A 12,547-nucleotide genomic window follows, 5' to 3' on the forward strand; every position below is an offset into this window, starting at 1 on the left:
GCGGCTTTTCGTTCTGTTTCAGCTTTAGCTTTCTCGGCTTCCTCAGCCGCTTTGCGTTCTGCTTCTACTCTAGCTTTTTCAGCCTCTTCAGCGGCTTTACGTTCAGCCTCGCTTTGGCTTTTTCGGCTTCCTCAGCCGCTTTACGTTCTGCTTCTACTTTAGCTTTTTCAGCTTCTTCGGCAGCTTTGCGTTCAGCTTCAGCTTTAGCTTTTTCAGCTTCCTCAGCCGCTTTACGTTCAGCTTCTGCTTTAGCTTTTTCAGCAGCCTTACGTTCTGCTTCGACTTTAGTTTTCTCAGCCTCTTCAGCAGCCTTACGTTCTGCCTCAGCTTTGGCTTTTTCAGCTTCTTCAGCGGCTTTGCGTTCTGCTTCTACTCTAGCTTTTTCGGCTTCTTCAGCAGCCTTACGTTCGGCTTCAGCTTTAGCTTTTTCAGCTTCTGCTTTGGCTTTTACAGCCTCTTCAGCGGCTTTGCGCTCAGCTTCCACTCTAGCTTTTTCAGCTTCTTCCGCAGTTTTGCGCTCTGCTTCAGCTTTAGCCTTAGCTTTCTCAGCCTCTTCAACGGCTTTACGATCTGCTTCTACTTTGGCTTTCTCAGCTTCTTCAGCCGCTTTACGCTCAGCTTCAGCTTTGGCTTTCTCGGCTTCTTCGGCTGCTTTACGCTCCGTTTCAGCCTTAGCTTCTTCAGCGGCTTTACGTCCCGCTTGGCATTCGGCGTTGCATTCTATTTTGGGTTGGTTGGTATCGCTTGAGGCGGTTGAAGGCGAACCGCCACCTCCTCCGCCTCCGCAGGCGGCAAGTAAGGATAGGGCAAGGTAAGACAGGATATGTGGATAGTTTTTCATCGTAATGTACTTTTATATTTAAAATAGTTATGTGATATTCATTTTATGGGCTTTTTTATAACATGTCATTCATTTATTTGACGAACGGTACTTTTTGTTTATAAATAGTTTATTTTATTTGAATTTTTATGTTGCGAAATGGGTAAATTTTTAGATAGGCGGTTTTTTTGGTGGTCAAACGGTTGTGATTTGCTTGTGTTATAATCCGCGTTTCATACAGGTCGGACAGACAGTCGCCGCGTATCGCGTAAGGCATACGGGGAGGAAAGTCCGGGCTCCGCAGAGCAGGATGCCGGCTAACGGCCGGGCGCGGAAACGCGACGGAAAGTGGAACAGAAAGCAATACCGCCGACGGCCGCCTTCAGGCGGCACGGGTAAGGGTGAAAAGGTGCGGTAAGAGCGCACCGTGCACTTGGTAACAAGGCGCAGCAGGCTAAACCCCATCCGGAGCAAGACCAAACAGAACGCATTGACGCTGCTCGCCGAGCGTTCGGGTAGGTTGCTGGAGCGCATCAGTAATGGTGTGCCTAGAGGAATGACTGTCCGAGACAGAACCCGGCTTACCGTCCGGCCTGTATGTCCCGATTATCGAAAAGGTCGTCTGAAAACCGATTTTTGTGTTTCAGACGACCTTTTGCTTAGATAACCCGTTTTGCCCATCCTGTTCCCGCTTCACGGAATCCCCCTTTTTCAGACGACCTTTCCCCCGTCTCGTCCGCACGATTTACGGTATAATTCCCCATCTTTATCCATTGTTTTCCCAAGCATAAACCATGACACGCAAAATCCTCGTTACCTCCGCGCTGCCCTATGCCAACGGCAGCATCCACCTCGGCCACATGGTCGAACACATCCAAACCGACGTTTGGGTGCGCTTTCAAAAACTGCGCGGCCACGAGTGCCACTACTGCTGCGCCGACGACACCCACGGCACGCCCGTGATGCTGGCCGCGCAAAAACAAGGCATCGCGCCCGAAGACATGATTGCCAAAGTGCGCGAAGAGCACCTCGCCGACTTCACCGGCTTTTTCATCGGCTACGACAATTATTACAGCACCCATTCCCCTGAAAACAAACAGTTTTCCCAAGACATTTACCGCGCGCTGAAAGCCAACGGCAAGATTGAGAGCCGCGTCATCGAGCAGCTTTTCGACCCCGAAAAACAAATGTTCCTGCCCGACCGCTTCGTTAAAGGCGAATGCCCCAAATGCCACGCCCAAGACCAATACGGCGACAACTGCGAAGTCTGCGGCACGACCTATTCCCCGACCGAACTGATCAACCCGTATTCCGCCGTTTCCGGCGCCAAACCCGAATTGCGCGAATCCGAACACTTCTTCTTCAAACTGGGCGAATGCGCCGACTTCCTCAAAGCATGGACTTCCGGCAACAACCCGCACGACGGCAAGCCCCATCTGCAAGCCGAAGCCCTCAACAAAATGAAAGAATGGCTGGGCGAAGGCGAAGAAACCACCCTGTCCGACTGGGACATCTCCCGCGACGCGCCGTATTTCGGTTTCGAAATCCCCGACGCGCCGGGCAAATACTTCTACGTCTGGCTGGACGCACCCGTCGGTTACATGGCGTCGTTTAAAAACCTGTGCGACCGCATCGGCGTCGATTTTGACGAATACTTCAAAGCCGACAGCCAAACCGAGATGTACCACTTCATCGGCAAAGACATCCTCTATTTCCACGCCCTGTTCTGGCCCGCCATGCTGCATTTCTCCGGCCACCGCACCCCGACCGGCGTGTACGCACACGGCTTCCTGACCGTGGACGGACAAAAAATGTCCAAATCGCGCGGCACCTTCATCACCGCCAAATCCTATCTGGAACAAGGCCTGAATCCCGAGTGGATGCGCTACTACATCGCCGCCAAACTCAACAGCAAAATCGAAGACATCGATTTGAACCTGCAAGACTTTATCAGCCGCGTAAACAGCGACCTCGTCGGCAAATACGTCAACATCGCCGCCCGCGCGTCAGGTTTTATCGCCAAACGCTTTGAAGGTCGTCTGAAAGACGTTTCAGGCAGCGCATTGCTGGCAAAACTCGCCGCCGAAAGCGACAACATAGCCGAGCAATACGAAAACCGCGAATACGCCCGCGCCCTGCGCGACATCATGGCATTGGCAGATGCCGTGAACGAATACGTCGATGCCAACAAACCGTGGGAACTCGCCAAACAGGAAGGTCAAGACGAACGCCTGCACGAAGTATGCAGCGAACTCATCAACGCCTTCACCATGCTGACCGCCTACCTCGCCCCCGTGTTGCCGCAAACCGCCGCCAACGCCGCGCGTTTCCTCAATCTGGACGCGATTACCTGGGCGAACACGCGCGAAACCCTAGGCGAACACGCCATCAACAAATACGAACATTTAATGCAACGAGTGGAGCAAAAACAAGTGGACGATTTAATCGAAGCCAACAAACAAAGCATTCAGACGACCCCTGCGCCTGTTGAAGACAGCAAATACGAAAAAGTCGCCGAACAAGCGAGCTTCGACGACTTCATGAAAATCGACATGCGCGTCGCCAAAGTATTGAACTGCGAAGCCGTCGAAGGCAGCACCAAACTCTTAAAATTCGACCTCGATTTCGGTTTTGAAAAACGCATCATCTTCTCCGGCATCGCCGCGTCTTATCCCAACCCCGCCGAGTTGAACGGCCGCATGGTCATCGCCGTCGCCAACTTCGCCCCGCGCAAAATGGCAAAATTCGGCGTATCCGAAGGCATGATCCTCTCCGCCGCCACAGCCGAGGGCAAACTGAAGCTCCTCGATGTCGATGCGGGCGCGCAGCCCGGGGATAAAGTGGGCTAAAACGCTGAAAAAAGCTGTCTGAAACCATGCAAGATGTTCGGACAGCTTTTTTTGTATCTTCAAACCAAGGAAAAACTGATGAAAAAACTGCTTTTTATCTTATTGGGGTTGGCGAGTTTTAACGTCTATGCCAACGGTTGCCCCGGACAATTTGATCCTGTCAGCGGTATTTGCCGCTTTCAGGGGAATAACGGGGAAATGGTTCAATACAATATGGCTCCGCCCCAATCTTCCAACCTCCAAAACAATACTAAAGTTATCAACATCAACGTCCCGTCCAAATACGGCGCATGGGCGTTCAATTCTAAAACAGGTATTGCAGGTGGCGCCCTCAACATGGATTCGCGTGCCGCTGCAGAAAAAGAAGCGATTAAAACCTGCGAACAGGGCGGGCGTAATGCGCCGTGTGTAGTAGGTATTTGGGTAAGAAACGGCTGTATTGCCGTTGCCCAAGGAAAATCCGGTGGAAAAGTGAAAACCTTTTATGGATCGGAGCCTTCCCCAGGTCGTGCAGAACCGTCAGCATTAAGAAAATGTCAGGCTGCGGGTGTTGCACAATGCAAAATTGTCGCATCCGAAGGCTGTTCGATACCGCAATATTGACGGACAAAAGGTCGTCTGAAAGTTTTCAGACGACCCCTGTATATAAACTATTCATGATTTCCCCATCTGTTTTTTGAAAGTACCCATATGAAAAAAGCCTTTATATTTTCTTTGCTGTTCGCCGGCTTGTCCGCTTCTGCCGCCGCGCAAAACCAAACCGGTGCGCCATCCGATCCTGCGGCGGATAAAAAGCTTGCCGCCGAGTGCGGGCAATTGTTTAAAGACACCAATACTTTGGCGAACGGTTCGCTTTGTTATCGGGACAATAAAGAGACCGCCGAATATTTCGACCTTTTGTCTATGGTTTTGTTGTTTAACCATCCGAAAGTCGATCAGTGCCGACAATATCCGAAACTGGAGGAGGAATTCAAAAAACAAAGCTTTCACCATCTCGACGATAAGGAGTTGAAGCGCCTTTGCGCGGAAAGCCGTGAAGAACGCGACCGTTTGCGCCGTCAGGTAGAGGCGTACATGGACAGTAAGATAAAACAGTATGCGGAAGAAGAAGCGCCGCGCCGCGGTGTTCCCGTTGATGAATTGCTGCGTAAAACCGTTGCCGAAGAAACCGAACGCCGCGCCAAAGCCGATGCCTTTATCCGTCAGAAGGATGGCAGATAGGGACGGACGGGGTCGTCTGAAAACTTCGGGCATGAATGTATAGTGGATTAAATTTAAACCAGTACGGCGTTGCCTCGCCTTAGCTCAAAGAGAACGATTCTCTAAGGTGCTGAAGCACCAAGTGAATCGGTTCCGTACTATTTGTACTGTCTGCGGCTTCGTCGCCTTGTCCTGATTTAAATTTAATCCACTATAATGCGTTCCGACATTCATGCTTTATTTGAAAATATCATTCCGGTTTAAAAGGAAAAACCATGAAACAATCTGCTTTAGGCTTACTTGCTTTGATTTTATCTTTTTCAGCCGCCGCGCAAGAGCCCGCCGTCAGTTTGAATGCGGATCAGATCGAACATTGCCGGCAAATGCTGCAAGATGCGGCGCTGATTGAGGCTACGGCGAATGTATGCGGTGGCAATGAGGACATCAAAGACTATGCCGGGCATTTATACTCTTTGTACATGGCTGCCGATCCGCAAGCCTTGCAATGCGTCAATTACAGCATGGCGATGAAAAAAGCGGGGAAACCGCTGCCTCATTACGGTTATTCCCCTGAGCAAGACAGTAAGCAATATTGCGCCCAAAGCCGCAAAGAACGCCATCTTGCCCAACAACGCGCCGAGGCTTTGGTTGAAAAAGAGCTGCCGAACATTGCCCGCAAAGTTTCCGAAGAATCGAATGCGCTTTATCAAGAGCATCAAAAGCAATTGGCGCAACGACAAAATACAGAACCGGACAACTGGGAAAAACCGAAATCTTCCAAGCAAATCTTGAACGAAATGCGCGAACAACTGGCGGCAAGCCGTAAAAAAGCGGAAATTGCCCGCCGGAAAATAGAAAAACAGTAACGAAGTTTCGGACAATATGGACAGACGGTCTGCCCTGACCGGATACAAGAAACCCGCTTTTTGAAGCGGGTTTTTATTTTGGAGTCGATTAAGGTTTTCAGACGACCTTTTGGCAGAAGAAACTAATTGAAGCGGTTAATTGATTTTTGGTTTATTTTTACAAAAATAAATAGTGTTGACAATTTTTATGGTGGTAATTAATGTACTGATACTTTATTTGAAGTTTTAAACGGTCCTGCGTGCTGCTACCTACAAAAATTTAAATTTAATCAAGAGGAAACAATCTATGGAGCAACTATTTATTCCCGGCAGTATCATTGCCGATTATTTTTATCTCGGTCTTTTCCTGCTGGTTGCCGCGTCTTTGATTGCGGGCTATGTCGATGCTATTGCGGGCGGAGCCGGGCTGATTTTGATTCCCGCGTTTTTGATGGTCGGCTTGCCGCCGCAGGTCGCGTTGGCACAGGAAAAATTGGTGAGTACCATCGGTACGGTGGCTGCGATTAAAAACTTTATGAAAAGCAGTTCGATTGTATGGCGCATTGTGCCGGTCGGCATCGTTGCGGCTTTAATCGGGGCGTTCGTCGGTGCGAAAGTCATCCTGATTCTGCCTGTGGAAACCATCAATTACATCATTCTTGCGTTTTTACCCATAGGCTTGCTGGCAACTTTGTTCAAAGGCGTTTTGCTGAAAAAAGACGATGAACGCGGCGAGATAAAAAAATCTGCCGTCGCTGTCTTTTTAACTTGTCTGATTGTCGGTTTTTATGACGGTTTTTTCGGACCGGGCACGGGCAGCATTTTCATCATCGCTTTGTTTGTCATCAACAAATTGTCGTTGTTGCAGGCTTCGGCTACTTCTAAGATTTTTAATTTTGCTTCCAATATCGGGGCATTCGTCGCTTTCTTGATAGCGGGGAAAATGGCGTTCCTAATCGGAATCCCGATGATTTTGGCAAATTTGTTGGGCAACCATTTCGGCAGCCTCCATGCTATTAATTCAGACGGGGAAATCATCCGTAAGGTTTTGGTCGTAACGGTTTTGCTGATTATTGCTTCGATGGCATATAAGGCTTTTTCGGCTTGACGGATGGATGTTGATAAAAGGTCGTCTGAAAACTTGGAAATCAGGTTTTCAGACGACCTTTTAGTTTTTTAGTTTGTGGTTGGACGGACTTTTATATTTACTTTAAGCCAACTTGACGGCGAGTTCTGCCAGCCGTTTGCCTTGTGCGAAGGCGATGTCGTTTTCTTCGGCGGTCAGGACGGGTTTGCCATCGTGTCCGGCGACGTGGGATGCGCCGTAGGGGGTGCCGCCGCTTTGGGTGTTGCCGAGGGCGGCTTCGGTGTAGGGGATGCCGCTGATGATCATGCCGTGGTGCAGGAGGGGGAGCATCATGGTGAGAAGGGTGGTTTCTTGTCCGCCGTGTTGGGAGGAGGTGCTGGTGAAGACGGTGGCGGGTTTGCCGGCGAGTTCTGCACCGAGCCACAGGGGGATGGTGCCGTCGATGAAGTATTTCATGGCGGCCGCCATGTTGCCGAAGCGGGTGGGGCTGCCTAGGGCGAGGGCGGCGCAGGTTTTGAGGTCTTCGGCGGTGGCGTAGGGGGCGCCGCTGTCAGGGATGTCTTTTTCGACGGCTTCGCAGACGGTGGAGACTTTGGGGACGGTGCGCAATACGGCTTCGCAGCCTGCGACGCTTTCGATGCCGCGTGCGATTTGGCGGGCGAGGTTGAGGGTGCTGCCGTTTTGGGAGTAGTAGAGGACGAGGATTTTGAGGGAATTTGGGTTCATTTGGGTATTCCGTTACAATGGGGTTGATGGGAAATGGGTGTTTGAATTTCGCTGAGGTTGTGTTTTCAGACGACGTGGTCGTTTTCTGTTTTTTATTTTCAATTCGTTATTTTTTCGGGAAAGATTATGCCGTTTTTGAAATGGTGGCAAGGTTTGTCGGACAGTAAGGCGTTTGCTTTTGCGTGGTTTGTGGTCCGGCGTTTCGATGAGGAGCGTGTGCCGCAGGCTGCGGCGAGTATGACGTTTACGACGCTTCTGGCTTTGGTGCCGGTATTGACGGTGATGGTGGCGGTCGCTTCGATTTTTCCTGTGTTCGACCGTTGGTCGGATTCTTTTGTTTCGTTCGTCAATCAGACTATTGTGCCGCAGGGTGCGGACATGGTGTTTGATTATATCAATGCGTTCCGCAATCAGGCGGGGAAGTTGACGGCAATTGGCAGTGTGATGCTGGTGGTGACGTCGCTGATGCTGATTCGGACGATTGATAATGCGTTCAACCGGATTTGGCGGGTCAATTCGCAGCGGCCTTGGATGATGCAGTTTTTGGTGTATTGGGCGTTGCTGACGTTTGGGCCGCTGTCTTTGGGCGTGGGGATTTCTTTTATGGTCGGGTCGGTGCAGGAATCTGCGCTGGCTTCGTCCCAATGGATGGGGGTGTTGCGGACGGCGGGGACGCTGTTTTTCGTGACGCTGCTGCTGTGGGGCTTGTACCGCTTTGTGCCTAATCGTTTTGTGCCTGCGCGGCAGGCGTTCGTCGGGGCTTTGATTACGGCGTTTTGCTTGGAGACGGCGCGTTTCCTGTTTGCTTGGTATATGGGCAATTTCGACGGCTACCGCTCGATTTACGGCGCATTTGCCGCTGTGCCGTTTTTCCTGTTGTGGCTGAATTTGCTGTGGACGCTGGTGTTGGGCGGTGCGGTGCTGACTTCGTCGCTGTCTTATTGGCAGGGCGAGGCGTTCCGCAGGGGCTTCGATTCGCGCGGGCGGTTTGACGATGTGTTGAAAATCCTGCTGCTTTTGGATGCGGCGCAAAAAGAGGGCAAAGCCTTGCCTGTTCAGGAGTTCAGACGACATATCAATATGGGTTACGATGAGTTGGGCGAGCTTTTGGAAAAGCTGGCGCGGCACGGCTATATCTACAACGGCCGTCAGGGCTGGGTGTTGAAAACGGGGGCGGATTCGATTGAGTTGAGCGAACTCTTCAAGCTCTTTGTTTACCGCCCGTCGCCTGTGGAAAGGGATCATGTGAACCAAGCTGTCGATGCGGTGATGACGCCGTGTTTGCAGACTTTGAACATGACGCTGGCGGAGTTTGACGCTCAGGCGAAAAACCGAAAGCAGCCTTCTTGATTATGTTTTGAAACGGATAAAAGGTCGTCTGAAAACCGTTTTCAGACGACCTTTTGCTATAATCGGGCTTCATCGTCCCGTTCGGTTTGGAACCTTATGAAAAAGCTCGTCCTGCTGCTACTTTCCTTCTCCTCTGCCACCGCTTTTGCCGCATACGGTTTGGGTTTGGGGCAGGAGCCGAAATATCCCGCCGACTTTCGCGCCTACGAATACGTCAATCCCGACGCGCCAAAAGGCGGCGTGTTTTCCCTGCCGATGCAGGGCGGCTTTGATACGTTCAACCCGTTTACCCTCAAAGGCGACAAAGAAGCCGGCGTCCTCAATCTGACCGTGGACATGCTTACGGACAACAGTTGGGACGAACCTTTCTCCATGTACGGGCTGCTGGCGGAAGACTTCTCACTTGCCGAAGACGGGCTGTCGGCAACATTCAGGCTCAACCCGAAAGCCAAATTCCACAACGGCGATCCCGTGCTTGCCAAAGACGTAGCCGCCTCCTTCCGCCTGCTTACCCAAGACAAAGCCGCCAACCCCTTCTACCGCATATACTGGAGCGACGTAGCCAAAGTCGAAACGCCCGACGACAGGACAGTCGTTTTCCGCTTCAAACAGCGCAATGCCGAATTACACATGGCATTAGGTCAACTGCCTGTGTTTTCTCATAAAAGCTACCCCGAAGGTCTGGAAAAAGGCGCAAACAAAATGCCCATCGGCTCCGGCCCCTACCGTTTCGTCAAAGCAGATATCGGGCGCATGAGCGAATACGCGCGCGACAAAAACTACTGGGCGCAAAACCTGCCGACCCGCAAAGGCAGATATAATTTCGACACTGTCCGCTTCAAATATTTCAAAGACAACAGCGTCCGCCTCGAAGGCCTCAAAGCCGGGCAATACGACTTCGTTTACGAAAACATCGCCCGAAACTGGGCGCGGGGCTATTCCGACGAAATGCTCGCCAAACGCGGCATGGGCAAACACGAATGGATACAAAAAAGCGATGCCGGCATGCAGGGCTTCGTCATGAACCTGCGCCGCGCCCCGTTCAACAACATCCTCGTGCGGCAGGCGATGGTCGAGAGTTTCGATTTTGAAAGCATCAACGCGCGCATTTTCTATGGCGCATACCGCCGCAGCAACAGCTTCTTCACCAACAGCGAGATGGCGGCGACAGGCAAACCGCAAGGCGCGGAACTGAAATTGCTCCAGTCCCTCGGCAACACCCTCGACCCCGCCGTCCTGAACCAACCCGTCCCCGAGCCGCCCCAAACCGACCCGAAAACAGGCATACGCCCTAACCTGCTCAAAGCCCGCGCCCTCTTGGAAAAAGCAGGCTACCGCTATAAAAACGGCAAACTGACCGACAGCCAAGGCAAACCCCTGACCTTCGAGTTCCTGACCGCCTCCAAAACCTACGAACGCATTACCGCCAAATGGCAGCGCGACCTCGCCAAAATCGGCGTAACCATGAACATCCGCGTTACCGACCCCGCCTTATACCAAAGGCGGCTCAACGATTTCGACTTCGACATGACCATTACCGCCTATGCCAACAGCGAAAGCCCCGGCAACGAACAATACGATTATTTCGGCTGCGAAGCCGCCAAAATCCCCGGCAGCCGAAACCTCGCCGGCGTGTGCCGCCCCGAAGTCGAAAAGCTGCTCAAACATTTCGGCAGCTTCACCAACCGCGAAGAGCTGAAAACCACCTCCCGGGCACTAGACCGCACCATCCTCCACCAATACATCATCGTCCCCGCCTGGTACGCCGACCGCTACCGCGTCGTTTACCGCAACAACCTCGGTATCCCGCAACAACTGCCGAAATATTACGACCCGGTATTTTTTTCGCTGAGTAGCGGGTGGTGGAAATAGGAGGAGTGAGCAGATAAAAGGTCGTCTGAAAACGGATACGGCAGCAATGCGTAGCGTGGGTTCTACCCACAAAATGAACGCCAATTCGGCTGTTGTTTGATTTGGTTGTTGGATGATTGCGGTTGTCAGACGGTGGCTTTCGTGGGCAAAGCCCACGCTACTCGTTGCCGCAAGGCAACTTGTCCCTTCCCCGTCCGGCGGGGGAAATTTGCGTACGTATGCTAATATATTGCGAGAATTGTGCCTGTCAGATTTAGCCGTAATGGCAAGGCATTATTTCATTACTCAAAAATTCTCTATGAATTAGATATTTAAAATAAAATATTAAAATTTTAGGATACGCACATGCAAGATCAGGAAGAAAGTAAAAATCAGGAAATACAAGAAAAGCAGGAACAAGAAGACAAGGGTGCCATGACCAAGTTGCAAGATGTGTTCAATCTTGCGCATGACCAAGCTCATCCCGATAAGATCGATGCCACTATCCGTGCCAATACTCGGGTGTCCGGAACGAATATGTGGGTATTGATGTTTGCCATTGCTGTGGCGAGTATCGGTCTAAATGTAAACAGCACGGCGGTAGTGATCGGAGCGATGTTGATTTCCCCGTTGATGGGGCCGATCGTCGGTATGGGTTACGGTTTGGCGGTGGGCGATACTGCGCTGATCCGCCAAGCGGTGCGCAATATTATGGTATTCGTCGCCATCAGTTTGGTTACTGCTACACTGTATTTTCTATTAACCCCGCTTAAAGAGGCGCAAAGCGAGCTTTTGGCGCGTACTCAGCCGACCCTTTGGGATGTGTTGATTGCCTTCTTCGGCGGTAGTGCGGGCATTGTGGCGCTGACCCGAAAAGAAGGAGGCAATGCCATACCGGGTGTGGCGATTGCGACCGCATTGATGCCGCCCCTGTGTACTGCGGGCTACGGACTGGCACATGGCAACTGGCAATATTTTTTCGGCGCTTCATATCTTTTTGCCATCAACTGCGTGTTCATAGCTTTTTCGACCTTGTTGTTTTCCAAACTGCTCAAGCTGCCGCGCAGGGGGTTGGTAACGGAATCCAAACGCCGGTTACAAAGTATCATGATTACTGTTGTCGTGTTGGCTGTGATGATTCCGAGCGGCTATATGGCATCAGGACTGGTGCGCCAGGAACTGTTCAACACAAAAGCCAATGCCGCGATCACCGCCGCGCAGCAGCAGGAAAGTTTTTTTGTTCTTCGTAAGGTATTGAACTACAAGGAAAATAAAGTCGGTCTGATTGTCAACGGAACGGGTAATGCCGAGAAAATCATCGCCCTGTTGGAAAAAAGCCTTAATGCGTCGGGGGTAAAAGAGCCGGAGGTGAACGTGGTTTATGCGGGAGGGGATGGTGCCAAAATCGAAGAATTGCTGGCAAGCCGAAACAATCCGGTTCAGCAGCAAAATGAACTGAAAGAGCAGCAGGCCTATATCGATACCGTGCTTGCGGGCAAAACTGCCGATACCGCCGGTGCTGACGATGCAGCGGTACTCAAGGAATTAAAAGCCCAATATCCGGAAGCGGAAAAAATCGTTGTCGGACGCGGCTTGGTTTGGGAGAAAGCGCAAACAGAGCCTGTTTCCGAGCAGCCTGAAAGTGGCAAAAATACTAAATCGGAAACAGGCGAACATGACGATATTGTCGTGGTTTCGCTCGAATTTAAGGAGTCTTTGCCTGCCAAAGACCGCGAACGCTTACAGGCGTGGTTGAACCAGCGTTATGAGGGTAAGGCCGTGCGCATGTTTGTGAACACTCAAGTTTCAGATATATAAC

The 12,547-nt window shown here is 51.4% G+C and carries 10 protein-coding genes, 1 other RNA gene and 1 pseudogene; 9 read left to right on the plus strand and 3 right to left on the minus strand.

Annotation, left to right across the window (positions count from 1 at the left end):
- Nucleotides 1-64 precede the first annotated feature (64 nt).
- On the minus strand, nt 65-841 hold the full coding sequence (locus HMPREF1051_RS15250) for a hypothetical protein (RefSeq protein WP_003766433.1): 777 nt from the start codon (nt 839-841) through the stop codon (nt 65-67).
- Nucleotides 842-1,058: 217 nt separating this feature from the next.
- Here HMPREF1051_RS15250 and rnpB point away from each other — a divergent pair.
- From rnpB to HMPREF1051_RS07145, 4 genes are all read left to right on the plus strand, one after another.
- Nucleotides 1,059-1,420, plus strand: an RNA gene (gene rnpB, locus HMPREF1051_RS12560) — RNase P RNA component class A.
- A 194-nt stretch (nt 1,421-1,614) separates the two neighbouring features.
- Nucleotides 1,615-3,669, plus strand: a complete 2,055-nt coding sequence (metG, locus tag HMPREF1051_RS07135) for a methionine--tRNA ligase (RefSeq protein ID WP_036492395.1) — start codon at nt 1,615-1,617, stop codon at nt 3,667-3,669.
- A 78-nt stretch (nt 3,670-3,747) separates the two neighbouring features.
- Nucleotides 3,748-4,272 carry a DUF4189 domain-containing protein gene (locus HMPREF1051_RS07140; RefSeq protein ID WP_036492416.1) on the plus strand — a complete coding sequence of 175 codons (525 nt, stop codon included), beginning with the start codon at nt 3,748-3,750 and terminating at the stop codon, nt 4,270-4,272.
- 87 nt (nt 4,273-4,359) lie between these two features.
- Nucleotides 4,360-4,890, plus strand: a complete 531-nt coding sequence (locus HMPREF1051_RS07145; protein ID WP_003766401.1) for a hypothetical protein — start codon at nt 4,360-4,362, stop codon at nt 4,888-4,890.
- Nucleotides 4,891-4,903: 13 nt separating this feature from the next.
- Here the strand turns inward: HMPREF1051_RS07145 and HMPREF1051_RS15255 are convergent.
- Nucleotides 4,904-5,091, minus strand: a pseudogene (locus HMPREF1051_RS15255) (hypothetical protein); the annotation flags it as partial.
- 53 nt (nt 5,092-5,144) lie between these two features.
- Here HMPREF1051_RS15255 and HMPREF1051_RS07150 point away from each other — a divergent pair.
- On the plus strand, nt 5,145-5,735 hold the full coding sequence (locus tag HMPREF1051_RS07150) for a hypothetical protein (RefSeq protein ID WP_003766490.1): 591 nt from the start codon (nt 5,145-5,147) through the stop codon (nt 5,733-5,735).
- A gap of 286 nt (nt 5,736-6,021) precedes the next feature.
- Nucleotides 6,022-6,822 carry a sulfite exporter TauE/SafE family protein gene (locus HMPREF1051_RS07155; protein ID WP_003755764.1) on the plus strand — a complete coding sequence of 267 codons (801 nt, stop codon included), beginning with the start codon at nt 6,022-6,024 and terminating at the stop codon, nt 6,820-6,822.
- A gap of 102 nt (nt 6,823-6,924) precedes the next feature.
- Here HMPREF1051_RS07155 and wrbA read toward each other — a convergent pair whose 3' ends face one another.
- A complete protein-coding gene (gene wrbA, locus HMPREF1051_RS07160) occupies nt 6,925-7,527 on the minus strand; it encodes an NAD(P)H:quinone oxidoreductase (RefSeq protein WP_003766372.1) in 603 nt (200 codons plus the stop codon).
- Nucleotides 7,528-7,653: 126 nt separating this feature from the next.
- Between wrbA and HMPREF1051_RS07165 the strand changes: the two genes are divergently transcribed.
- The 3 genes from HMPREF1051_RS07165 to HMPREF1051_RS07175 all read left to right on the plus strand — a co-directional run bounded on the left by HMPREF1051_RS07165 (nt 7,654) and on the right by HMPREF1051_RS07175 (nt 12,546).
- A complete protein-coding gene (locus HMPREF1051_RS07165) occupies nt 7,654-8,877 on the plus strand; it encodes a YihY family inner membrane protein (RefSeq protein ID WP_003766442.1) in 1,224 nt (407 codons plus the stop codon).
- A gap of 96 nt (nt 8,878-8,973) precedes the next feature.
- Nucleotides 8,974-10,749 carry an extracellular solute-binding protein gene (locus tag HMPREF1051_RS07170; protein WP_003766424.1) on the plus strand — a complete coding sequence of 592 codons (1,776 nt, stop codon included), beginning with the start codon at nt 8,974-8,976 and terminating at the stop codon, nt 10,747-10,749.
- A gap of 345 nt (nt 10,750-11,094) precedes the next feature.
- Nucleotides 11,095-12,546, plus strand: a complete 1,452-nt coding sequence (locus tag HMPREF1051_RS07175; protein WP_003755754.1) for a TIGR00341 family protein — start codon at nt 11,095-11,097, stop codon at nt 12,544-12,546.
- The last annotated feature ends 1 nt before the right edge of the window (nt 12,547 follow it).

The sequence above is a fragment of the Neisseria sicca VK64 genome, assembly GCF_000260655.1.
GTDB classification, from domain to species: domain Bacteria; phylum Pseudomonadota; class Gammaproteobacteria; order Burkholderiales; family Neisseriaceae; genus Neisseria; species Neisseria sicca_B.

Coding starts and splice junctions, on each gene's coding strand:
- HMPREF1051_RS15250 (WP_003766433.1), bottom strand. CDS start 841: ATGAAAAACTATCCACATATCCTGTCTTACCTTGCCCTATCCTTACTT.
- metG (WP_036492395.1), top strand. CDS start 1,615: ATGACACGCAAAATCCTCGTTACCTCCGCGCTGCCCTATGCCAACGGC.
- HMPREF1051_RS07140 (WP_036492416.1), top strand. CDS start 3,748: ATGAAAAAACTGCTTTTTATCTTATTGGGGTTGGCGAGTTTTAACGTC.
- HMPREF1051_RS07145 (WP_003766401.1), top strand. CDS start 4,360: ATGAAAAAAGCCTTTATATTTTCTTTGCTGTTCGCCGGCTTGTCCGCT.
- HMPREF1051_RS07150 (WP_003766490.1), top strand. CDS start 5,145: ATGAAACAATCTGCTTTAGGCTTACTTGCTTTGATTTTATCTTTTTCA.
- HMPREF1051_RS07155 (WP_003755764.1), top strand. CDS start 6,022: ATGGAGCAACTATTTATTCCCGGCAGTATCATTGCCGATTATTTTTAT.
- wrbA (WP_003766372.1), bottom strand. CDS start 7,527: ATGAACCCAAATTCCCTCAAAATCCTCGTCCTCTACTACTCCCAAAAC.
- HMPREF1051_RS07165 (WP_003766442.1), top strand. CDS start 7,654: ATGCCGTTTTTGAAATGGTGGCAAGGTTTGTCGGACAGTAAGGCGTTT.
- HMPREF1051_RS07170 (WP_003766424.1), top strand. CDS start 8,974: ATGAAAAAGCTCGTCCTGCTGCTACTTTCCTTCTCCTCTGCCACCGCT.
- HMPREF1051_RS07175 (WP_003755754.1), top strand. CDS start 11,095: ATGCAAGATCAGGAAGAAAGTAAAAATCAGGAAATACAAGAAAAGCAG.